At 42.5% G+C, this 25,121-nt stretch carries 19 protein-coding genes; 18 read left to right on the forward strand and 1 reads right to left on the reverse strand.

From position 1 onward, the window contains the following. Nucleotides 1–40: 40 nt before the first annotated feature. The 18 genes from Xets_RS11020 (at nt 41) to Xets_RS11105 (ending at nt 24,525) form a co-directional block, all read left to right on the forward strand. On the forward strand, nt 41–2,626 hold the full coding sequence (locus Xets_RS11020) for a DUF2169 domain-containing protein (RefSeq protein ID WP_099132266.1): 2,586 nt from the start codon (nt 41–43) through the stop codon (nt 2,624–2,626). Beyond that, nucleotides 2,623–3,708 carry a pentapeptide repeat-containing protein gene (locus Xets_RS11025; RefSeq protein WP_099132267.1) on the forward strand — a complete coding sequence of 362 codons (1,086 nt, stop codon included), beginning with the start codon at nt 2,623–2,625 and terminating at the stop codon, nt 3,706–3,708. Before Xets_RS11020 ends, Xets_RS11025 begins: the two co-directional genes overlap by 4 nt. Next, nucleotides 3,705–4,325 (forward strand): DUF3540 domain-containing protein, encoded by a 621-nt coding sequence (locus Xets_RS11030; protein WP_099132268.1) that lies wholly within the window; start codon nt 3,705–3,707, stop codon nt 4,323–4,325. The genes Xets_RS11025 and Xets_RS11030 overlap by 4 nt, the downstream gene beginning before the upstream one ends. Nucleotides 4,326–4,337: 12 nt before the next feature. Further along, nucleotides 4,338–4,730 carry a DUF4150 domain-containing protein gene (locus tag Xets_RS11035; protein WP_099132269.1) on the forward strand — a complete coding sequence of 131 codons (393 nt, stop codon included), beginning with the start codon at nt 4,338–4,340 and terminating at the stop codon, nt 4,728–4,730. A 33-nt stretch (nt 4,731–4,763) separates the two neighbouring features. Then, entirely contained in the window at nt 4,764–5,342 is a 579-nt protein-coding gene (gene tssJ, locus Xets_RS11040) for a type VI secretion system lipoprotein TssJ (RefSeq protein ID WP_244208718.1), read from the forward strand. A gap of 4 nt (nt 5,343–5,346) precedes the next feature. Beyond that, nucleotides 5,347–6,693: a type VI secretion system baseplate subunit TssK gene (gene tssK / locus Xets_RS11045; RefSeq protein ID WP_099132270.1), complete on the forward strand. Its 1,347-nt coding sequence runs from the start codon at nt 5,347–5,349 to the stop codon at nt 6,691–6,693. A gap of 8 nt (nt 6,694–6,701) precedes the next feature. Further along, the gene (locus Xets_RS11050) at nt 6,702–7,922 is read left to right on the forward strand and encodes a DotU family type VI secretion system protein (RefSeq protein WP_099132271.1); all 1,221 of its coding nucleotides are present in this window, start codon (nt 6,702–6,704) and stop codon (nt 7,920–7,922) included. A 12-nt stretch (nt 7,923–7,934) separates the two neighbouring features. Beyond that, a complete protein-coding gene (gene tssM, locus Xets_RS11055; RefSeq protein ID WP_187651665.1) occupies nt 7,935–11,606 on the forward strand; it encodes a type VI secretion system membrane subunit TssM in 3,672 nt (1,223 codons plus the stop codon). A gap of 49 nt (nt 11,607–11,655) precedes the next feature. Next, complete coding sequence (gene tssA / locus Xets_RS11060; RefSeq protein ID WP_099132273.1) at nt 11,656–12,738, forward strand: type VI secretion system protein TssA; 1,083 nt, start codon at nt 11,656–11,658, stop codon at nt 12,736–12,738. Between the two features lie 95 nt (nt 12,739–12,833). Next, on the forward strand, nt 12,834–13,364 hold the full coding sequence (gene tssB / locus Xets_RS11065) for a type VI secretion system contractile sheath small subunit (RefSeq protein WP_099132274.1): 531 nt from the start codon (nt 12,834–12,836) through the stop codon (nt 13,362–13,364). A gap of 3 nt (nt 13,365–13,367) precedes the next feature. Continuing rightward, nucleotides 13,368–14,870: a type VI secretion system contractile sheath large subunit gene (gene tssC / locus Xets_RS11070; RefSeq protein WP_099132275.1), complete on the forward strand. Its 1,503-nt coding sequence runs from the start codon at nt 13,368–13,370 to the stop codon at nt 14,868–14,870. A 168-nt stretch (nt 14,871–15,038) separates the two neighbouring features. Beyond that, nucleotides 15,039–15,530 (forward strand): type VI secretion system tube protein Hcp, encoded by a 492-nt coding sequence (locus Xets_RS11075; RefSeq protein ID WP_099132276.1) that lies wholly within the window; start codon nt 15,039–15,041, stop codon nt 15,528–15,530. A 131-nt stretch (nt 15,531–15,661) separates the two neighbouring features. Then, nucleotides 15,662–17,227, forward strand: a complete 1,566-nt coding sequence (locus Xets_RS11080) for a type VI secretion system-associated FHA domain protein (protein WP_099132277.1) — start codon at nt 15,662–15,664, stop codon at nt 17,225–17,227. A 17-nt stretch (nt 17,228–17,244) separates the two neighbouring features. Next, nucleotides 17,245–17,799 carry a type VI secretion system baseplate subunit TssE gene (locus Xets_RS11085; RefSeq protein ID WP_187651666.1) on the forward strand — a complete coding sequence of 185 codons (555 nt, stop codon included), beginning with the start codon at nt 17,245–17,247 and terminating at the stop codon, nt 17,797–17,799. Nucleotides 17,800–17,943: 144 nt separating this feature from the next. Further along, complete coding sequence (gene tssF / locus Xets_RS11090) at nt 17,944–19,821, forward strand: type VI secretion system baseplate subunit TssF (RefSeq protein WP_099132279.1); 1,878 nt, start codon at nt 17,944–17,946, stop codon at nt 19,819–19,821. Nucleotides 19,822–19,831: 10 nt separating this feature from the next. Next, on the forward strand, nt 19,832–20,887 hold the full coding sequence (gene tssG, locus Xets_RS11095) for a type VI secretion system baseplate subunit TssG (RefSeq protein ID WP_370588226.1): 1,056 nt from the start codon (nt 19,832–19,834) through the stop codon (nt 20,885–20,887). 63 nt (nt 20,888–20,950) lie between these two features. After that, nucleotides 20,951–23,587, forward strand: a complete 2,637-nt coding sequence (tssH, locus tag Xets_RS11100; RefSeq protein WP_099132281.1) for a type VI secretion system ATPase TssH — start codon at nt 20,951–20,953, stop codon at nt 23,585–23,587. A gap of 23 nt (nt 23,588–23,610) precedes the next feature. Continuing rightward, nucleotides 23,611–24,525, forward strand: coding sequence for a protein kinase (locus Xets_RS11105; RefSeq protein WP_187651668.1), 915 nt, complete (start codon nt 23,611–23,613; stop codon nt 24,523–24,525). On the opposite strand, the gene rimJ is transcribed toward Xets_RS11105, so the two are convergent. After that, nucleotides 24,520–25,107: a ribosomal protein S5-alanine N-acetyltransferase gene (gene rimJ, locus Xets_RS11110; protein ID WP_187651669.1), complete on the reverse strand. Its 588-nt coding sequence runs from the start codon at nt 25,105–25,107 to the stop codon at nt 24,520–24,522. The genes Xets_RS11105 and rimJ overlap by 6 nt on opposite strands. Nucleotides 25,108–25,121: the final 14 nt, after the last annotated feature.

Raw genomic sequence — 25,121 nt, forward strand, 5'->3', positions numbered from 1 at the left:
ACTATCCCCATGAATAATTGCCAATACTTCCAGGGTTGTTATGAAAATCATCAAACCGTTGCGCCTGAGTGTACTTTATCGACCTTATCGTTGGTTGCAAAGAAACCACCTCGGAATTTCCATTATGGCACTGGCAGATATGGGATCGACTCCACGCTTACGCCCGGAAATAGAGCTTTGGCAACTTGCAGAAAATGAGTTGCAAACCTGTAATGGCGTTATCGATCTCGCTATGCCGAAACCTTGTGCTGAATTTTTGGCCACAGGATATGCCTATACCCACCATCAGGCTGATAAAACCACCTGTGCTGCGCGTATTCAGATTGGGCAGTTGGACAAGACATTAGTTGCTTTCGGTGATCGCTATTGGATTGATGATTTTCCTTCAAAACCCCAATCTTTTGCGCAAATGCGATTAGATTGGAGTCGAGCGTTTGGAGGGGAAGGTTGTGACGAAAACCCACACGGAATCGGTTTCACCCCAGAAGAACTGGATAACAGACTAAAAATTCATCGACTGCCCAATGTTGAAGCCCTGCATCATCGCTTAATGTCACAGCGGCAATTGACATCACAACAGGAAGTTCCCATTCCGGCAAGTTTTTGCCCTTTAGATTTTATATGGCCACGCCGTTTTACCCGTATTGGAAAAAAATACGACAAAGCCTGGTTGGAAAATGAATTTCCCGGTTTTGCCAATGACATTGACTGGCGGATATTTAATGCCGCCCCCGAGGATCAATGGTGGGAAGAAAATACCACACTGCCAGAGAAAGCAGCGTGGCGCATTTGGAATATGCATCCAGAAAAACCTGTTCAGGAAGGCATCTTGCCCACATGGAATGCACGTTGCTTTATCAAACGATTGCGTCTTGATGAGGAGATTTTTGAAGAAGTCGTCATGCGCAACACAACTGTATGGTTCTTTCCCCACCTGGAACAAATGGTTCTGGTTTGGCATGGCAACGCACAAATTAATGAAGATGATGCCAGGGATGTCTTGCAAATGATATCGGCACTGGAATTAAGCGATAATCCTCGTCCGCAGGAACATTACCTGCATGTCCTTGAACAACGGTTGGATAAAGAAAAAGGCGCCCTATACACTTTTCGGGAAAAAGATCTTATCGCCGAAGAGATGATTGGCCCGTGGCTAGATACAGAACAACCAGAAAATAGCTCACCCTTGCGACAAAATTTGCAAAATCGTGAAAAACGCCTGCGTGAACAGCAACAAGAACGCTTGTCTGAGTATGGCTACGATATCAATACAATACTGCCTGTTGATACAGAACAACCCCCTCCTTTTCCAAAACTGGATGAGTTACCGGAATTCATGGAAAAAATAGAACAATATGCCACTGAAAAAAAGGCTGAGGCTGAATTACAGAAAGAAAACGCCATTGCTTTAGCCAAAGAACAAGGCATTGATATTGAAAAACTAACGACAAAGTCAGCACCCAGGGGGCCAGAAAACCTGCATCAGATACGGGATATGCTACAAAAGAACCCAATAGGCTTCAATGATAAAGAACTGGCACAAATCGAGCAAACAGTACACTCGATGTATTTATCTTCAGTACAGGCACAAAGCCCTGCCCTGCGCTTAACAGGCAGCCTGTCACAGATCATTCGCAAAAGAGTCCAAAAAATCATGCTGCAAGGGGGGAATTTCACTGGCATGGATTTTACTGGCGCGGATTTGTCAGGCATGGATCTACGGGGGGCTAATTTCACTCGCACCTTATTGGAAAGCGCATGTTTAAACCATTGCCAGCTGGACGAAGCAAATTTCAACGAAGCCATGCTGGCGAGGACTGAAATTTGCAACGCTTCATTACGTGGAGCCAAATTAGATCATGCCAGCCTGTCGCTGGCTAAATGTGAACAGAGTGACTTTTCTTCCGCAAGTTTCACTGAAACCCAACTACAAGAAACTCGATTTGACCATTGTCACTTTGACAATGCCATATTTACAGAACTATTCCTGCAAAAAATATTTATTACGCATTGCCAATTCCAATATTCACAGTGGAAAAACTGTACATTTATAGAACTGGAACTCCCTGCTCTTAGGTTTAATCACACAAACCTGAATAAAGTTTCATTTATTAAGTGCAAGCTAAAACAAGCAATTTTTGATTATGCAAAACTGGAAAGTTGTTCATGGGTGGAAACTGAAGCAAACGGTATCCGATTTCATTCAGCCAAGTTGCTGACCTGCGCATTTGCTATGGACAGTGAGCTTAATCAAGCCGATTTCAGCCATGCAACATTGACAGAATGTAACTTGCGCCAAATGCCTTTGGTCAAGGCAAAATTCTATGCCACAACCTTGAATAACACCGATCTCAGTGAATCCAACTGCCAGTCGGTTGATATGCAGTACCTTAATGCAGAAAAAAGCCTGTTTATTAGGACAGATTTCCGGGGTGCCTTACTGAATAATGCCAACCTGATGAGCGCATTTATGCAGAAATGTAACTTCAATAATGCAGACTTACAGGGCGCCAATCTATTCCGTGCTGATATGTCCCAATCAATCATTAGCGATTCAACCTCAATTACAAATGCTTATATCAAGCGTACCAAGACCTTGCCCAAACGAGATAAGGATGTGATATGAGTTCACTGACAGCCGATGAATTAACAGACAAAATCAAGCAAGGTGAGGTCATTGAAAAAATCAGTTTGCAGAATATTTCCCTGACCGGATGTGACTTATCCGGTGGAATTTTTAGAGAAGTCGATTTTGCAGGTGCTGATTTTTCTCGTACTTTAATAAAAGAAACCTGTTTTACCGAGTGCCAGGCACAAAGAGCAATTTTCGACTCGGCTATACTTGAGCAGTGCACTTTTGAACAGTGTAATCTGAGGCTCGCAATCTTTAATAAAAGCACATTAACAGACAATGTATTCCATCAATCTGTTTTGGAAAAAACCCAATTTACAGCGACAAAACAGAACAATACCCAGTTTGCATCTTGTTCATTGCAATATGCTGATTTCAGTCACAGTGACTTTGAACGAATCACATTTCTTGCGTCATCAATGGATCAAACAAGATTTAGCCACGGTCATTTTCTTTTAGTCACTTTTTTTCGGCAGGATTTACGAACAAGCGATTTTTCTGCCAGTGAATTTAATAAAACCGTTTTTTTTGAATGCGATCTGCGTAAGCAAAATTTCCATAAACAAACCCTTAAAATGTGTCAATTTATGGATAGCCAGCTTGAATCCGTCAATTTCAATCACGCCATACTGACTAATTGCAATTTCAAAGGTGCCATTTTAAAAGATGCCTTACTATCAAATGTCAATGCAACCCAGGCATTATTTACCGAAGCAGATTTAACCCGAGCCCGTTGCAAAAACAGCTTGTTCGAACAAGCCCTTTTTATTGATGCATCCCTTGAATCTGCCGATTTTCGGCACAGTAACCTGGCATTGGCAGTCATGCACAAAGTACAGGCAATGAATGCACAATTCACCGGTTGTAATATGCCTTACACGGATTTTTCCTATGCAAACGTCAACAACAGTGATTTTCGCACTGCTCAATTTATGAGAACACTTTTTCATCGTGCTCAACAAATTGGAACACTATTTTCTGACCGCCAAGGTATTCTGGAAAATGATCCTGAACTATTTGCCGCTGAAGAGTGGAATACACAACATAACAAGATTTCATCAGGAGAATCAAAATGACGAAGCCCGCTTATGCACTTTCCTCATTCACCCTTAATACTGAGCCATTACAGCAGATGACCGGCCAGATTGTTAACGTTCTTCCAGATGGTAGTTTTATGGCGGAAAGCCATGACAACCGTGGCTGGCATTGCCGACAAGCTGTCAGCTGTTTATTGACACCCAGCATGGGGGATACGGTATTAATTACGAAAACCAACAATCAACTCTGGATATTAGCCATATTGGAACGGACAGAACAACAGCACATTGCTGAAATCAGCGTCCCAGGTGATCTCACAATCACCTCACAAGGGAACCTAAGTATGCACAGCAACGGATTCGCTATCACAGCCAATAATGGGAATTGTCATATCAATGAAATGCAATATAGCGGGGAATCCCTGTCTGCATGGATCTCAATAACTCGTCTGGTTGGTAATCAGTTCGAATCTCTTTGGAAAACAGTCACACAACTGAGTCATCGTCTATTTCGTCATACCACACAAACAGAGCAGGTTCGTGCAGGTCAATTAGATATGCAGGCTGAAAATTATGCCCGATTACATGCCCAACAGGCTATTGTCTCTGCAAAAGCCATGACCAAAATCGACGCTGAACAAATTCATATCGGCTAAGGATAAGACTCTATGTTTGCTAACACTCAAGGTGGTGGAATGGATATAGCCGTTCCCGATGTTTGCCTGACACCAATGTTTACACCTGTACCTGTGCCTTATCCTAATATGGCACAAGGCACTACCGGTATAAGCAATGCCACCAATATCTTATTTATGGGTTGTCCAGCCCATAATTTGGCAACAACCATACCCATGACAACAGGAGATAATTCCGGCGTCAATGGTGGTGTAGCTGCCGGCACCGTAATGGGTAATGCCCGCCATGTAATGGGGGCCAATTCCGTCTTGATCAAAGGCTCTCCGGCAACCCGGATTTCCAGTTCTACTATGCAAAATTCGACTAATGCCATGGGTTCACGCATTGTACCCAGCCAAACAAAAGTTCTTATCACGGCCGCTTAACTTTTTGACTTTTTTATTTATTAACAGTGCATTATGCCTAAATATGCTTTAACAAACATGATGACCATGTTTCTTTCACCCAGTAAAAAAGTGGCAAAAAGTGGCTTCCTATCCATAGTATCGATAACCACCGCATTGATAGCCATAACGGGTTGCTCATCAAAAGCAAATTTGCCGCCCTATAAACTCATCTTCAATACAGAATCTAATGTAAATGATTCCGCACCCGTGAAGGTAGATGTCTTTTTACTAAAATCGAATGAAGAGTTTATGTCTGCCGATTTTTTTTCCCTGCAAGACAAAGCTCAGAATACGTTAGGCGATAAACTGGTTAATAAAAACCTATTGTTTATACACCCTTTTCAACCTACGCATTGCCTGTTGGAAAAAAACCAACCGGAAGCTAACTACATCGGACTTATCGCTGAGTATAAAGAATTGAACGGCAAGAAATGGCGTATTTCATTTCCCGTTCCTGTACCTGAAAAGCCCTCTTTTTACGAATTTTGGCGCACTCCTTCTGACGAACTACGTCTATGCGTAAAGGTCACTAACACTGGCTTAAGTCTCATCAAAGAATGCAACTTGAGTTGTGTGACAGGAGATAAATAAGATAATGAATAAATCAGAAAAAGTTATCTGGACAGAAGGCATGTTTTTACGCCCCCACCACTTCCAGCAGGCTGAAAACTACCTGGAAGCCTATATCCGTGAATGGGGAATAGCACAAAACCCTTACTATTGGGGTTTTTTAACTCTCGAATTGGATCAGGAACTGCTTAATCGGGGTAAAGTCAGCCTTTTCACAGCCAGTGGTATTTTCCCTGACGGAACCCCCTTTAGTTTTGATGCCACCAATGCACCCACGCCCTTACAGCTTGGTGAAAACCCGTCTGATAACCATGTTGTTCTGGCTTTACCAACTTGTCAGCGAGGGAAAGAAGAGGTCATTTTCAGTGAAAAAAGCGATTCCCTGGCCCGCTTTGTTAGCTTTGAAGCTGAAGTCAACGACTTTAATGCCATGTCTGTTGGCAATGCTGCGATACAATTTGGCAAAATGCGTTTGCGCCTGATGTTGGAATCTGATTTAACTCCCGAGTGGACCGCATTGGGTCTTGTATATGTCATAAATAAAACGAATGACAAGAAACGCTATCTTGACTCGCGATTTATTCCGCCCCTGCTCAACTGCCATGTGAATCCACAAATAGAAAGTTTTATCAATCAAATACAAGATTTACTAGAACAGCGCCGCCAACAAATTAGCCAGCGCCTGTTACAGTTGGGGCGATACAATGATTCTGAGATTATGGACTTTCTCTTGCTGTCACTTTTAAATCGCTATAGCGGCCAGATGAACCATATGCAGAACCTGTCGCTATTGCATCCAGAACGGTTATTCAACGAATGGCTACAATTTGCCACTGAATTGGCGACATTCTCCCAACGCCGTGTACCGGAAGAAAATTTACCTCTCTACAATCATGACAATTTAACACAGTGCTTCAACCAACTTATGTTCCAACTACGCCAAGGGTTATCAATCATTCTTGAAGAACATGCCATTCAGTTGCCATTAACGGAATACTCTCATGGCTTGAATATCGCAACGTTACCCGACGCCAATATGATACATACGTTCAGCTTTATTCTGGCCATCCATGCCGATGTTGCAAATGATATGCTCATGAACAAATTCCCTGCCCAAATGAAAATTGCCCCCGTTGGTCGTATACGTGAATTGGTTCAATTGCAATTACCCGGCATCTCACTACGATCCATGCCATCTGTGCCCAGACAAATTCCCTGGCATTCAGGTTATGTCTATTTTGAACTAGAAAAAGAGGGTGACTTATGGAAACAGATGGAGAAATCCAGCGGTTTTGCCTTACATCTGGCCGGTGAGTTCCCTGGCTTGGACATAGAATTTTGGGCGGTCCGTAATCAGGAAAAATCGAGGTAACGAAGCCAATGACGCAGGAAAAGCAGAAAACTGAACATAAAGTGCTTTCTAATGATACCAATCGTAACCCGTTGGTTTCTGCCGCAAATCCATTGTTAAATACTATTCCCCAGATCCGGCATTCAATTGTTCACCCTGATCCAACCCATTTACGCCAGCAACTGATCAATGAAATCCGGCGCTTCGAAGTGGAATGCCAACAAGTCAACGTGCCCTATAACGTGATCATTGGTGCCCGCTACTGTCTATGCACCGCATTGGATGAAGCAGCAGCACTCACTCCTTGGGGGCTGCGCAGTGTTTGGTCTGGCAGTGGCCTGCTCGTCACTTTTCATAATGAGACTTGGGGAGGCGAAAAATTTTTCCAGTTATTAGCCAAGTTATCACAAAATCCCAGGGATAATTTGCTTCTATTAGAGCTCATTAACTTCTGTCTCCTGCTTGGATTCGAAGGGCGTTATCGTGTCATCGATAACGGCCGTACCCAATTGGAAACCGTGAAACAACGCTTATTCCAGTTAATAAGTTCAATTAGAGGTAATAACCCCATTGAATTATCAAAAAAAATACAAGCCATTACCTTGCCGAATAAACCCCAACACATTTCCTTACCAGTATGGATCTCTATAGCGATATTAAGTTTTCTGGTATGTATCTTGTATATAAACCTGAACTGGCAGTTGAATGATAGGGTTAATCCCATTTTGGCAAAAATCTACCAGACTAATTTGCCCAATGTAACGGTCAGCGATAGGGTATTTCCGTCTGCACCACTCCCCCTGAACCTGCAAAGCAGGCTACAGGATGAAATAACTGCGGGATTATTGGACGTCACTGACATGCCTGATAGAAGCGTGATCACGCTAAAAGGAGATGGTTTATTCAATACCAGCTCCATTCAGATCAAAAGTCGTTATTTGGATGTCATCAGGCGGATTGCTGAAGTATTAAACCACTTTAACGGAGAAATCCTGGTTGTCGGGTATACCGATAATATTCCCATTAATACCCGTTTTTCCCGTTTTTCATCCAATAATGCTTTATCACTAGCGAGAGCCAAGTCTGTGCAAAAAGAGCTACAACGTTACCTAAACCAGCCAGAAAGAGTCAAAACAGAGGGAAAAGGTGCCCAAAATCCTTTAGTTCCAAATAATACTGCCAGTAATCGAGCCAAAAACAGACGAGTCGAAATCACACTGTTAGTTTCTCCTGTAAGCCAAACGATGTAAGGAAATTAAGACATGCTGAATGCACTTTTTTCTATCATCACCAGCCGGTTAACATGGAGTTTTCTTGGAGTAACGGCTATTTCTTTTTTCATCTGGTTCATTGGTCCCATTATTTCTATTGGTAATAAGTTACCTTTTGAAACAAAGACAATACGAATCATTACCATTGTTTCTTTTTACTTGCTCTGGTTATTAGTCAAAGTAATGCCGCGGTTATACCAATCATGGCTTAACCAAAAGCTGGCCAAGAAATTGAATATCACTAAAGATGAAAACAAAGAAAATAAGCAGAATGAACAATATATTACATTGGCAGAACGTTTCTCTGATGCTGCCAGATTATTGAAAAAAGCCTATTTTTCTGGTTGGTATAATAAAAACAAACCGGGCTGGATAAACTTTTTCAGCCGACAATATATATATCAATTACCCTGGTATCTGGTTATCGGTGCCCCCAGTTCAGGCAAAACTACAGCCCTGACAAACTCTGGCCTACATTTTCCTCTGTCGGACTATCTGGGTAAATCCGCACTGTACAGTATGCAAGACATGAATAGCTGTAGCTGGTGGTTCACCAATAAAGCCGTTCTACTAGATACTACAGGTCGCTATGTCACACAGGATAATTTTCACCAACAGGAGGCTGAGGAATGGAAAAATTTCATCCGACTGTTGAAAAAATACCGGATACGCCAACCACTTAATGGAATTATTATCACTATTAGTGTGGAAGATTTACTCAATCCATCCACTGAAAAACGGGATCAGCAGGCTTATATGCTGCGCAAACGCCTGTCAGAGTTACATGAACAACTTAAGATACAGTTCCCTATTTATATCATGATCACCAAGACTGATTTATTAAAAGGATTTAGTGCTTATTTTTCCCATTTTGACAAAAAATCCCGTGAGCAAATTTGGGGATTTAATTTCCCATGGAATAATTCTTCACGGGGCAAATGGAATAAAGGTCTTGATTTTGATTTGAATGAAATTCTTAATCAACAATATAGCCAATTAGAATTGCGGTTACATGCTGAATTACCTTCTATTCTCTTAAACGGACACAATTCACAACAATGTGCCGAAAGTTATTTGTTCCCGCAAGAATTTGCATCCCTGCGCCCGCTGATCGCACAATATCTTGAAATCGTATTCGCAAAGTCGGGATTTGAAATACCCTACTATCCACGAGGGCTCTATTTTACCAGTGGAACACAAACAGGATTTCCCTTTGACAATGTCATGGAGAAATTTAACCGCAATTTTCAGTTACCAACAAATAACAATAGTGAGGCCATGTCATGGGAGAATAATAAAGGAATTGTTCATCCTACCCCGACCAGCCAGGCTTACTTTATAAAAAATTTACTGGAAAATATCTTCAATGAAGCGGGAATTGCCGGTTATAACCGCTGGTGGATATACCGCAAACGCTTTCTGGGAGGGTTGGGATATGTTGTTTCAGTGGCAATACTGGCATTGGTGGCTAATTTACTTTTGACCAGCTACAACAATAACAAAGATTATCTGATGGAAGTGCAAGCCAGATTTCCAGCCATTGCAAAACAAAGCACTGACTTAAAGAAAAACGCCAATGATATTTATGCGTTGCTTCCTATTTTAAACAGTTTGGTTCATTTAGATAAAAGCCAACGTTTTTCCTTAAATGATCCTCCCTTATCCTATCGAATGGGGTTGTATTGTGGTGAACAAATCAGTGATGCCAGCCGTTTTCTATATAGAAAAGCACTACAAACATTATTGTTGCCCCAGATAGCAACAATCATCACTAACCAGATGCATGATGACAATCACGATGACATAGAGAACACCTACAATACACTAAAGGCTTATCAAATGTTATACCAGCCTAAGCATTATGATGGTAAGTTTCTGCATAACTGGGTCATGCAATATTTGGAAACCCAATTAAAAGCAGACACAACCCAACAGCATTTGCAACAAATCGAGGAACATATCGGCCAATTGTTAGATAACCAGGTTGTCACATCCCCTTTCATTCGTGACGACGCTCTGATCGAAAAAAAACAGCAATTAATTAGCAGAATCCCACCAGCACAACGTGCTTATAATTATATGAAGGACAAATTAATCAATGATCCCAATTTAGCTCCCGTAAATCTGGAATCACTTGCTGGCCCCCAAGCTGAATTGGCTTTCTCACGCATCAGTGGCACACCCATTACAGATGGTATATCGGGGATGTTTACCCCTGCTGGTTATCAACAAGGTTTTGAAAAAAAACTCAATACTTTTCTAACAACCTTATATTCACAAGACAGCTGGGTGCTTGGTAGCTATGCCAAAAAGCAAACCGATAAGGAAATAAAATCCTCCGTTAAGCAATTTTATATTAACGACTACATATATCAGTGGACCGAGTTTCTGGCGGATATTGGTTTGAGAAATATCGATAGCCTGGAGCAACGGATCAACACTTCACGCCTGTTGTCTTCTTTTGGTTCACCTATGCGTAACCTTTTAATTAATATCAGTAAAAACGTCATACTGAATGAAAGTAGCAATAATATCAGACAACTCAACAATATTGTGAAGAGCCGTGTTGTGAAGAACCAATCAGATAAGTTAACGAAATTAGTGCCCAAACAAATAATGCCAGATAATAATCAACCTACACCAGAACAAGAATTAGAAGAATATTTTTCACAAATTATTGCGTTAGCAAAAAGACCAAATAAAAACACCCAAAGTATCCCCTTTGATAAGACCTTAAAAGACATTGGCGAGTTATACCTTTATTTAACCTCAGTACAAAATGCAACCAATGCGGGAATGCCCTTGCCTCCTGGTCAGATTATCACGCAGCTACAAGCAACATCAGCCCTCCTGCCTATGCCGTTCAGGAGCATAGTTTCTTCACTCGCAGTTGGAGCCAGTAGCGATACCCAGCTTAGTGACATGAAAAATGTCGGTAAGCATCTCAGTACAGAAATCGGCAGTTTTTGCAACCAAGCGATTGCCAATCGCTATCCGTTGAACCCTAACGCAAGGCAGGACATCAAGCCCGATGACATGGCACGAATGTTTGCCCCAGGAACAGGCTTAATGGACAGTTTTTTCCAGAAAAGTTTAGTGGGTAAAGTCGATACGGCCCTCCCAAGATGGCAATTTATGCCCGGTGTGAATGGCAAGCCCTTGCCAGGGGGGGAAAAGCTGCTTAAGCCTTTCCAACAGGCCCAGATTATCCGCAATACGTTATTTACCAACGGAACCCCAACGCCATCATTCCGCGTCATGGTTCGTCCTATCAACATGGGTAACGATATATTGAGTATGGTGCTCGATGTAGATGGACAGATATTAGAATACAGTCACGGCCCGCAACTTTCACAACTCATTAGCTGGCCTGGCCCTGCCAATATCAATCAGGTTCGTATTCAATTGAACCTAACTAATGGTACAACCGCAAACTTATCAACGTCAGGTTTCTGGGCACTAAATCGATTGCTGGATCATGCAAAACGTACCTGGCGTGGTAAAACAGAGAACCCAACCAATATCGGTGATATGAGCTTATGGGCAAGATTTAATATTAGTGGTCATACTGTCTTGCTGGAATTTACCCCGAACAGCATTTTTAGCCCGTTTAATCTCCCTGCTTTCTCGTGCCCAAATCCAGAACTGTTTCAAGCAGCATGATTGATATCCTTACGGTGAACTTGTTAACTGAATATAAGCTGAAAATACCATGAATATTGATGCCTTACTCACCCCAATCAGTGTGGAATTTCCTTGCGGGGAAGACCTCGAATACGATGATGAATTTCTGGCATTAGAGCAGAACCTAATCGAAAAGCCGGAACAGCAGTTTGGTGATGTACTCATCCCTGCTGAGCCACCCAACTGGATAGAGGTGGAAAAAAAAGCCACTCACCTACTGTCCCGTTCCAAAGATCTGCGTGTCATCATCGCCCTTATGCAAGCATGGTTAAATATTCGAGGAGTATGTGGGTATGCCGATGGACTGAGTTTACTACGCCAAACCCTGGAACGTTATTGGGAAGATGTGTGGCCAAAATTAAAGTTTAATGGTGAATATGATCCCTTATTCCGCCTAAACACGCTGGCCATCATTGAAGATGGTTCACCATGTACGATAAAAGCTCAAAACTCGATTCTACTCAGGAGTGCTTCAACGGAATTGTCATTACAGGAAATTTGTTTACTGCTTAATGGTACGGTAACCGAAATCAAAGATTATACTGGCGGACGCACTAGATTAATTAACGAATTACACCAACAATCTAATAGCCCTGAAATCTTGGCAATCATCACCATTCATGAGCAACTTACTGCCTTGATTGAAATTATTCGCCATAATTTATCCGACAATTACATACCCGAATTGCCACAGTTTTTAAAACAGTTGGATACCATCATCGGATTTTTTCCCATACATAAACCAGGAACAGGTATTCCGGGGCATTCTGGCGGCACAAGAACATTTGAGTCCGAACCTATGCAACAAAACAGCGCAGCGGAGCAAATAACTTCCCCAACCACAATCCTTGAGTCCCTTGAAAAAGGGGCATTTTCCCATTGGCGAGAAATCGAAGTCAGTAACCGTGATGATGCACGCATTTTATTAGAAAAAGCTAAAACTTATTTTCTTCAACATGAGCCAAGCCATCCTGCGCCTATGATGATTGACCGCATCCTACGGCTGATTGACAGTGATTTTATTAATATCATCTACGATCTTGTTCCTGAAGGATTAAATCAGCTTGAGAGCGTTTTTGGTCGCCCCAATAACCCTGATGTGGTGGATTAAATTAGTCGGAATATGTGTACGTTACTTACCAAATTGCGGCTTAAAGCTAAAAAGGGTATCAACTTAGTTATCCAGACAATAACGGAGAATGTGTTATGAAATCCAGTGGACAAAAATTTATCGCACGGAATCGCGCTCCTCGCGTACAGATTGAATATGATGTCGAGCTTTACGGTTCAGAGAAGACGGTTCAATTACCATTTGTTATGGGGGTTATGGCTGATTTAGCAGGAAAACCTGTAGAAGCCTTGCCAGATGTTAATGATCGCAAATTTTTGGAAATTGACATTGACAACTTTGATGAACGCATGAGATCAATCAAACCGCGAGCCGCCTTTCAGGTTGAAAATACCCTGACTGGTGATGGTAAGCTGAATGTCGATTTAACATTTGAAACTATGGAAGATTTTCAACCTGATGCTATAGCCAAAAAGGTCGAGCCATTGGCGCAATTGCTGGAAGCACGCACCCAACTGGCAAACCTGCTTTCTTATATGGACGGCAAAAATGGCGCAGAAAAACTGATTGCCGAGATATTGCAAAACCCCGCTCTGCTCAAATCCTTGGCTGAAACACCAAATCTTACAGATAGCGCTTCAGCAGAAGGTAATGAAGATAAGGAGTAATTGATGAGCCAAATTGAACAAGAAACCCAGATTCAACAGGCACAGGTAGCAAAAGAATATACCCCTGATGAACTAAGTACATTGCTGAATAAGGAGTTTCGTCCGCAAAGTGATCATACCCGTAGTGCCGTTGAAAATGCGGTGAAAACACTGGCACAACAAGCGTTGGAAAACACGGTCACTATTTCTGGCGATACCTATCGTACTATCCAATCATTGATTGCTGAAATCGATACCAAGATATCACAACAGGTGAACCATATTCTGCACCATGAAGAATTCCAGACCTTGGAAGGATCTTGGCGTGGTTTGCATTATATGGTAAGCAACACAGAAACCGATGAAATGCTGAAAATCCGTGTGATGTGCATTTCCAAGAAAGAGTTGAGCAACATACTAAAACGTTTCAAAGGTGTTAGTTGGGATCAAAGCCCAATTTTCAAAAAGATCTATGAAGCGGAATATGGTCAATTCGGTGGCGAGCCATTTGGCTGTCTGGTGGGGGATTACTATTTCGACCATACCGCACCGGATGTTGAACTTCTGCGCCAGATGGCACAAATCAGTGCAGCAGCACACTGCCCATTTATTTCAGGCGCATCACCAAGTGTTATGCAAATGGAATCCTGGCAGGAATTAGCGAATCCACGGGATCTCTCCAAGATTTTCCAAAACACTGAATATGCGCCTTGGCGCAGCTTACGTGAATCAGAAGACGTGCGTTACATCGGGTTGGCACTACCGCGTTTCCTTTCCCGTCTCCCCTATGGCGCCCTCACTAATCCCGTTGATAATTTCAATTTTGAGGAGAATACAGAAGGTCCAACGCATAATAACTACACTTGGGCAAATGCCGCTTATGCTATGGCGGTTAATATTAATCGTTCTTTTAAACTGTATAGCTGGTGTACTTCTATCCGTGGTGTAGAATCCGGTGGTATCGTAGAAAACCTGCCTTGCTACACCTTCCCTTCTGATGATGGAGGGGTGGATATGAAGTGCCCAACGGAAGTCGCCATTAGCGATCGCCGTGAAGCAGAATTGGCAAAAAATGGGTTCATTCCGTTATTGCATCGCAAGAACACAGATGTTGCCGCCTTTATTGGTGCCCAATCCCTGCAAAAACCAGCAGAATACTATGATCCTGATGCGACTGCCAATGCCAACCTTGCTGCCCGTTTGCCCTACTTATTTGCCTGCTGTCGTTTCGCCCATTACCTGAAATGTATCGTGCGCGATAAGATCGGGACTTTTCAGGAGCGTTCAGATATGGAACGTTGGCTTAATGATTGGATTATAAATTATGTTGATGGCGATCCCGTTAACTCATCACAAGGAACTAAAGCGAGAAAACCGCTAGCAGCAGCAGAAGTTCTGGTGGAAGAACTGGAAGGCAACCCAGGATACTATCAGGCTAAATTTTTCCTGCGTCCCCACTATCAACTGGAAGGCTTGACCGTTTCCCTACGCTTAGTTTCAAAACTCCCCTCACTAAAAGGAACCTAATATTAAAAAATTAAGGAATATTTTTTACCTATAGAACTTCTATCTATCCAAAACTTATTTACCCATCTTTGAATTTCAATACGTATATACCTTTATGCATAGCACCAATATGTATTTATTGGATGCACTTGTTAGTTTCATTCAACTCTCTATATTAAGGAGAAAATTATGTCTATTCCGGGCATTGATGCATATATTAACTTTACTGATGTTAAAGGAGAATCAGGCGATAATGAGTTCAAAGAGTGGACGGCTGTCAGGTCGTTTTCACTTGAAGTAATGAACAATGTTAGTTCGCACTCTCAAGGTTCTGGATTAGGTGCAGGTATCGTGGCAGTTTCTGGTTTGTCTTTGGATATTTTGTTTGACAAGTCTACCATAACCTTGCGCCAATACCTCGTTAAAGGGACACATATCAAGGAAGTGCAACTTAAAGTACGTAGACAAGGAGGTAAACAAGAGCCTTGGTATACATTGGTTTTGACAAATTCCTTAGTCGCTCAATCCAGCCTGATATACGGGGATGGTGGTTTTTGTTCTTCTATCTTCCTGGCCTTCCAAAAACATAAAGAAAGCTATTTCTCTCAAGAATATGGCTCAGGCGCTAAAGGTGCCGAAGTCAGCTATGAATGGGATTCTTACGCCAATAAAGGCGGTTAACATACACAAATCACACATATTAATGGCCTTCCTGTGGATACTCACAGGAGGGCTACCTTTTCAATTTCATTATTTCAAAACGTAATTATCTCTTAATTCATCGTTATCTATAACAATAGGTATCCATACTTATGAGATTCACCATTGTTAATCACTCTGGCTCAAGCTCCCCCCCACAACTGAGTCACGATTTTTCTCCCCCTGGAGGCACAATCGGTCGCAGTACAGAAAATAACTGGTATTTACCCGATGACGGACAAGCAATTGCCAGATTGCAAGCCATTGTGTCTATTTCTGCTGACGGAGAATGCCGGATAAATAATCAAGGCTCTGCCTCTGAAGTTTTACTGAACATGATACCCTTGGCTCCCAATCGCCAAGTTGAAATTCGTGATGGTGATATGCTGAATATTGGCAATTATCAGATCCAAGTTATTGATATCAATAAGAACCCATTACAACAGGCGACCACCCACGGGATCAATGTTGGGCACTCGCTAACTGCCAATGAAACAAAAATTCCCAGTGAAATCTGGGACGTCATTGAACATATTTCAACCACTTCTGCTACCCCATCTTCTTCTGATTCACCCCAAGCTAAACCGGAAATAAACGACAATAACCCTCTGGTAACAAGCCAATATGATAAAGAACGCAACCCAATTGATCCATTAGCAGAAATTGAGCCAACAACCGATTTTGACGCTCTACAATTGCGGGCAACAGATCCGATTGCCATGTTCAATTCAGATACCACTTTTCAACAAGAAGACATATTGGATGACCATACACCTACCACGTTATTGCCACATGATGAGGATGATCAAGATGATGATAAACAGGAGGTTGACCCACTGGCACTGTTTTCCGACAAACACATTAAGGCTGCACAATCCGCTAAAGATGATGATCTATTAAATCAAATATTGGATAACGCCATGCCATTGAAGGAACCGGCTAATATAGAAGAAACAGGAAAGGAAACCTTCCACGATTATGACCAAAATCAAGACATACACCATTACCAGGACACACCCGCTCATCAAAATACAAATAACCAAGATGCACACCAGCATCAAAACAATAGCGTCATCAAATTAGAAGGAAAATTACTGGCGGCGTTATTAGATGGTATGGGGCTAAAAGAGATCAACAGGCTGCAATTTGATGAACAAAAAATGTATCAATTAGGACTACTCGTCAGTCAGTTAACTCAGGGTATTATCACTCTCAACACCTTACGTACCCAACTGAACCACGAAACAAACGCAGCCATGCCCCAACCTCAGTCTAACGCCAACAACCCATTTAAACTTTTACCTTCTGGCCAGTCTATTTTGGTGCTGATGCTTTGTCATCATGTACCAGGGTTTATGCCACTTGAACTGGCAACCCGTGACATTTTGATCGAGTTGCAAGCACACCAATCGGGCATGATTGCGGGAATACGTGCTATTACGACAAATATATTGCATTTATTCCATCCCGCTACTCTTGAACGAAAAGCACAGGAAGACAATTACTTGCCGCGTTTTTCTTTGTCATTGGCTAACAACAAAGCCTCAATGTGGGAGTACCTCATCAAACATTACCAAGAAATAGAGAAAGAGTTTAAACAAGACTCTTTCCTGTTTGGTGAAAAATTCCTGCATGCCTATGAAGCAGAAGTTAACCGATATAAAAACTCCCAATTATAATAGCGAATAAGTGAATCATGAACGAGAATATAACTTTATTGCATGGTGGTTATCATAGTCGGAATAACGCTACGCGTATTACTGCCAAAGATAGAATGTTACCTTCTTTATTTGACAGACTCACCGATCATGAACCTGATAAAAAACAAGAAACAATCAGCAATTACATGCTGTCGCACACGGCCTTAAGACAAAATCTCCTAAGGGATTTGCAATGGTTACTCAATAACATCAACAGCGAATGCTCGGAAGATCTCACCCCTTTTCCAGAAATTCGCCATTCTGTGTATAACTTTGGTTTGCCCTCCTTAGCAGGTGAATGCATATCTGAAATAGAATGGGGGAATATCCAGAACAGAATCATTACAGCCATTCATATATTCGAGCCACGTATCATTCCCGATGGGCTGGAAGTCAGTTGTATATCCGATCCCCATACATTACCCCTATACAACACTTTATCCATAGAGATAAAGGGATTGTTGTGGTGCGTTCCCTGGCCACTGGAATTCCTGTTCCGCAGTGATATCGATCTTGAAAACGGTTACTTCACTATAAAAGAGGCTGGGTGACCGAGCTGAAAAAACGCCATCCGGCCTATGTGACCATTCCTTAACTTTTAACCACAAGGGTGAATGCAGAAAGATTGCTGAGGCAAGAGTAACGATGACAAAGTCATTTTTGTCTTGCAAACGAGATGCGTTCATATAAGGAATATGGATAATAAACTACTTGAATATTATAACCGTGAATTAGTGTATTTACGGGAAATGGGTAAAGAATTTGCCAAACTCTACCCTAAGGTTGCCAATCGCTTAGGAATGCATGGCATTGACGTTGTTGACCCCTATGTTGAACGCCTGATGGAAGGGTTTGCTTTTCTGACTTCCCGCATTCAATTGAAAATGGATGCGGAATTCCCCCACTTTTCCGAGCAATTACTGGAGATACTGTACCCTAACTATTTATCTCCTACACCTTCAATGGCAATCGTCGAACTCAAGCCAGATACCAGCAAGGGAGATATTAGCCATGGATTTTTAGTGCCGCGAGGCACAATCATGCACTGCCAAACATTGAAAAAGGATGGGATCAATTTCCACTACACCACCACACAAGATGTCACCTTACAGCCGCTGCATCTAAAGAACGTTGAACTTGGCAGGATCCCCGCTAACCTTCCGCTCGTGGCACTGAACCTTCATCAATATGGCGCCGTCAGTGCATTGCGCATTCACCTTGGCTGTCAAGGAAAATTTTTTCTCAATGAACTGGATCTCAGGAAACTGGTATTCTTTCTTTCCGGGCCAGATATTCAATCCCAACGGTTGTTGGAACTGATTATGGAACATTCTGTTGGCATAGTATGCCAGACGCTTGGTGATACCCCCCAATATCAGGTCTTGCCCGATATATTCCCGCATCATGAAGGATTTGATGATGATCAGTCATTACTACCCAATGACTCGCGTAATTTCAGTGGCTATCGACAGCTCCAGGAATATTTTGCTTTTCCGGCACGCTTTCAATTCTTCAGTATCAGTAGCATGGAATCTTTACTAAAACAGACAAAAGAAAAGAGTGAATTTGAGTTAATACTGCTTTTGGATCAAACCGACTCCGAACTGGAACGTTTGGTGGATGCCTCTTATCTGGCCTTGAACAGTACACCGGTAATTAATTTATTCCCTAAAATCACGGAACGAATCTCGGTGGAAGAAAGTACCAGTGAATACCATTTAGTTGTCGATAACATTCGTCCTCTGGATTACGAGATTTTCTCGGTACAACGCCTGCACGGCGCAAACATCAAACGTAAAGAAACACAAATATTCAGGCCATTTTGGTCTACTCTCAGTGATGACAATGGTAATTACGGCTCTTACTTTTCTGTGCGCCGTGAACCCCGTATCTTATCTGAACATACCCGTCACTACGGAACCCGAACCAGTTATGTTGGAACAGAATCCTTTGTCTCTATTGTTGATGAACAGAACTCCCCGTGGCTCAATGAGCTAAAATTCCTGACCGCTGACGTCATGTGCACCAACCGTGACTTATCCGCGATGTTGCGCCAACAGGATCTCAACAGTTTTGTCATGCTAGATTCGATTCCAATCAACCAAATTGTATTTCTCAAAAGACCCACCATTCCACGTCCTGCCTTAGCACAAGGCCCAACCTCTTGGAAACTAATTAGCCAGCTTCAACTTAATTATCTGAACTTCATGGATAAAGATGACGAGCAAGGAGGTACTCAGGCATTACGACAATTGCTGAGCTTATATGCCAACCTTGCAGAGCCAGCCGTCGTCCGCCAGATTAATGGCATCCGACACAGTTCATTAAAAACGATTTATCGGCGGGTTCCTGAGCCTGGTCCGATCGTCTTTGCCCGTGGTGTTAGTATTAGAATTGAAGTGAATGAACAAGAATTTGCAGGAACCAGCCCCTGGCTGTTGGGTAGCGTATTGGAAAAGCTCTTCTCACGACTGGTCACCATGAACTCCTTTACTGAAATGACGCTATATAGCCAGCAACGCGGCAATATCGGATTTTGGCCTGCCCGTATGGGCAACAAGAATTTGCTATAACAGGCAAGAAATGAATATGATGCAAAAAAATTCTATTTCTATTCATCAACTATGCCGTTTGCCGGATAACTTTTGGCAGCAACTCACCCAAACCCCCTGGCAATTCGACTTATTTCAAACCCTGCGCCGTATAGATGCCCAATCTGGGGCAAGTTATATGCTAGGTTTTGCCCCATTACCGAAATATGATCTACTGCGGTTGGGACAAAAAGCTTCCATGATTTTCGCTCCTTCTACTATTGCGGAAGTCAAGCAGCGAGAAAACTCGAAGCTGTATGACATGCTCATTTACAGTTTTGGCTTGTTCGGTCCCAATGGCCCATTGCCACTACATATGACCGAATATGCCTATACACGACAATATAATTATCAAGATCCAACACTGAATGCATTCGCTAACCTATTCCATCATAGATTAATACTGTTGTTCTATCGAGCCTGGGCCAATACTCAGCCAACCGTATCGCTCGATCGTCAGGATAATCAACGCTTTTGCCATTACTTCTCCTGTTTGGTGGGTATGGGTTTGCCTGCTCAACAAAAACCAGACACCCTCAATGATCACGCGCGTTATTTTTTATCTGGCCATTTATCCCGTCAAGGGCATAACGCAGAAGGGTTAGAAAAAATACTTTCCTGTTATTTCCATGTGCCGCTAAAAATTGTGCAAAATATTCCCCAATGGCTAAAAGTCGAAGTACAGGATCAAACCCAATTAAAAGCAGGACGCAACATGCCACGTTTGGGTAAGTCGGCTTTTTTAGGCCTTGCACTCTACGATGTTCAACATAAATTTCGCATTAAATTGGGTCCGCTAAAACTGGCTGAATACAAGATGTTCTTGCCGGAAGAATCCAAATCAAGGCAGTTGCGTGACTGGGTTTATCAATATTTGGGGATTGAATACGCATGGGATGTCCAGTTAATTCTCCACCAGTCAGATGTAAAAGGGATTTGTCTGTCTGAACCGATAAAATTAGGACTAAGCAGTTGGCTTGGAAAAATTAAGCTGGATAAAAATAAACAACCAACCCATCGCGGGGATTTAATTTATAAGCCGGAATGATCCCCCTCTCTTGCCTGCAAAACAAAACTCAATCACTGTCAACAATACTACGGATTATACACTATGTCAGAAATCAGTCGTTCTGTGCTCTTCGGCAAACTTAACCGCATCCTGTTCACTTCCTTAGAGAGTGCCACCACTTTTTGTAAACTACGTGGCAACCCTTATGTTGAATTAGTTCACTGGCTGCACCAACTCATGCAGCAACAAAACAGCGATTTACAGCAAATTATCCGCCACTTTTCACTGGACGAATCTGCGTTGACTAAAGACATTGTTACAGCGCTTGATCGCTTGCCACGTGGAGCCAGTGCCATCTCTGATCTTTCCGAACATATTGATAATGCCGTAGAACGCGCTTGGGTATACGGGTCGCTGAAATTTGGTGTCAATGAAATTCGCAGTGCCCATTTTCTGATAGGCATATTGAAAACCTTTAACTTACGCAATGCACTGAGATCTATTTCTCCCCAGTTTGACCATGTGAATGCAGATACTCTACTCAACAATTTCAACGGCATCTGCAACGATAGCGATGAATCCCAATCAAATGCATCACAGGGCGCAACATTACAGGGTACGGCAAGTTCTTTCCCACAACAATCTTCTCTACAACAATCGTCTCTACAACAATATGGACAAGAACTGACTGCTCGCGCACGCAAGGGTGAAATTGACCCAGTATCAGGGCGTGATGAAGAAATTCGTCAGATTATTGATATTCTGATGCGTCGCCGCCAAAACAATCCACTGCTGACTGGCGAGGCTGGTGTCGGTAAAACCGCCGTCATTGAAGGGCTGGCATTGAAAATTGTAGCGAAAGAAGTGCCTCCACCTTTGCTGGATGTCCAGCTTTGGTTGCTGGATATCGGTATGTTACAAGCCGGTGCAGGTGCCAAAGGTGAATTTGAGTCACGTCTACGCAAAGTGATCGATGAAGTACAATCTAGCCCGACGCCAATCATTCTGTTCATTGACGAAATTCATACCTTGATTGGGGCGGGCGGACAACAAGGAACCGGCGATGCTGCCAACCTGTTAAAACCTGCATTAGCGCGCGGGCAATTACGTACTCTTGGCGCCACAACTTGGTCGGAGTACAAAAAATATGTCGAAAAAGATCCTGCCCTTACCCGCCGTTTTCAAGTCGTTCAAATTCATGAACCCAATGAAAATAAAGCGCTGCTCATGCTACGCAGTCTGGCCAAGGCATTGGAGCAACATCATCATGTGCTTCTGCTGGATGAAGCCATTGAAGCGGCTGTACGCCTTTCACATCGCTATATTCCTGCACGCCAATTACCGGACAAGGCTGTGGCCCTATTGGATACCGCTTGTGCCAGGGTTGCAATCAGCCAATATGCAGAACCCCCCCAACTGGAAAATTGCCGCCATCACATAGATGCATTGCAAATCGAGTTGGAGATTGCCGAACGGGAATTTAAAGTAGGCATCGGTGATAAACAACGTCCGGCAACTATTCTGAACGAACTATCTGTGCTGGAAGCCCAAAAAAACCAATTACAAGAACGTTGGGAGCAAGAACTTTCCTTGATCGATAGAATTATTTCTCTGCGAACACAATTAGACGCAAACCAATACGACAACTTTGAAGTAAAACATGCCGAATTGTCAGGGTTACAGCAACAATTGAAAACCTTACAAGGTGAAGAACCTCTTATCTTTGCTGCTGTAGACAGCAATATTATTTCTTCCGTTGTTTCAGATTGGACAGGAATTCCACTCAATCGTATGGTAAAAGACGAAATCGATGCCGTATTACAGTTGGCTGATACCCTTAGTCAACGTGTTATCGGTCAGTATCATGGATTAGAGTTAATTGCAAAACGCATACGCACTTCACGCGCCAAACTGGATGATCCCAATAAACCTGTTGGTGTATTCATGTTGTGTGGCCCATCCGGTGTGGGCAAAACTGAAACAGCTCTCGCCCTTGCCGAAACACTATATGGCGGAGAGCAAAACCTTATTACTATCAATATGAGCGAATTTCAGGAAGCGCATACGGTATCAACGTTGAAAGGAGCGCCTCCTGGCTATGTGGGTTATGGTGAAGGTGGTGTACTGACGGAAGCTGTCCGACGCCGCCCTTACAGTGTGGTCTTGTTGGATGAAATAGAGAAAGCCCACCCTGATGTGCATGAAATTTTCTTCCAGGTCTTCGACAAGGGTTGGATGGAAGATGGCGAAGGGCGCCACATCGACTTTCGGAATACTATTATTATCCTGACATCCAATGTCGGGGCTGATTTGATCAGTTCATTGTGCATCCAACAGGACACCTTACCGGAACCAGAAAAACTCAGTACGGCATTGCGTAAGCCATTATTAAATGTGTTTCCTGCCGCCCTGTTGGGGCGATTACTGGTGATTCCTTACTCCCCATTAAGTAATGAAGTGATGATAAATATTGTGCACTTACAATTGGAGAGGATTAAAAAACGTCTGTTGGAAAATCACGGAATTACAGCAACATTCGATGATGTCATGGTCGAGCATATCGTCAGTAGGTGTACAGAAATTGAGTCAGGTGGACGCATGGTTGATGCTATTCTGACAAATACCCTGCTACCGCAAATCAGCCAGCAACTGCTTTCCGCCAGTGCGCATGATGAACAATATCATCAGCTTCGGGTTTCTCTTGAGCAAGGTGAATTTCAATGTCAATTCATGGATTAAGCAGATAACAAGGGATTACCCATTTGCAGAATTTTCACAGGACACATATCGGTGGTAACATTGGCTTTACACCCCCTCTTCCAATCGGATACTGCCTCAATGAATTTGAAATCGAAGAAGTCATTGGCAAAAGCCGCGGCAGTATTGTGTATCGTGTTTGGGATCACCATCTCAAGCAATCTATTGCTATCAAAGAATATACCCCTCACTCTTTTGCTATACGCCGGCAAGATATGAAACTCAACTTACGAGGAAAAAAGTTAGAAAAACGATTTTATGCTGGGTTGCAAAATTTTATCCGTGAAGCCCACTTGATGTCCTGTTTCGAACATCCCTGTCTCCCCCGCTTTCTGCGCTTTTGGCAACAAAACTGTACCGCATATATAGCCGCTTCCTTTTACAAGGGAATGACATTAAATAAATTGAGGATAAAACACCCACATTTCATCAATGAAAATTGGCTTGGCCAGATACTGTTTCCCTTGTTGAATGCACTTGATTCTCTCCATCAAAGAAATTATTTACATTACGATATTTCCTTGGACAATATTTTGATCCAAGAGAGTCAATCACCGATATTGCTGGATTTAGGATCTACCCGCCAAACAACAACATGCTTGTCTGATGATACAGAGATAACCATTCGATCCGGCTTTACTCCCATTGAGCAATACACTAGCAATGAAGAAAACCAACATGGACCTTGGACAGATCTCTATGCGTTGGGGGCAGTACTCTATACTTTGATTGTGGGTAACCCCCCTCCGGTCAGCATCGTGCGCAATCTTGAAGATAATTATCAGCCTCTGGTCAAGCTGCGTCCAGCGGGATATTCCTTACCGTTTCTGCATGCCATTGACTCTGTCCTGACAATAAAACCCTCAAGACGGCCACTGTCTATATCCGAATTCATTGCTATTTTTTCAACAAGTTTATAAATTCAAATTACCCCAAGAATCATCAATCAGTGATGTCAGCACATGATCCTGCCAAACTCCGTCAATCATTAAATAGTTCCTGGCATAACCTTCTCGTTCAAAACCTAACTTCTTAAGTAAATTTCCACTGCGATGATTATGTGGCATGTAATTAGCCATAATGCGGTGCATTTTTTGGTGGCGTTGCATATAACGGATTGTCGGTTGCAAGGCTTCATACATTAACCCTTGACCTTGCCATTTTTCGCCCAAAGAATAACCAAGGTAACAGGAATAAAACGCTCCCCGTACAACATTAGTGAAATTAGCAATCCCCATCACTTCATTTTCATTAGGATCTAATAACAAGAAATTAAATGCCGATCCCTGCCGCTGTAATTCCGCAATATAATTCAGCCTATTTGTCCATCCAGAAGGTTGATAAAAACTACCATCTCTTGTCGGTTCCCATGGCTTAAGAAAATCTATATTTTCTGCATAATATTCAGCTAGTCTATAGGTATCCCGTTCATACACCACACGAACAACCATTCTATTCGTAATAAAGCGAATCTTGGGAGATGTAGAACGATAACCAAACATGTTTTCTCCTGATA

The sequence above is a fragment of the Xenorhabdus sp. TS4 genome (genome assembly GCF_014467265.1).
Classification (GTDB): Bacteria; Pseudomonadota; Gammaproteobacteria; order Enterobacterales; family Enterobacteriaceae; genus Xenorhabdus; species Xenorhabdus ehlersii.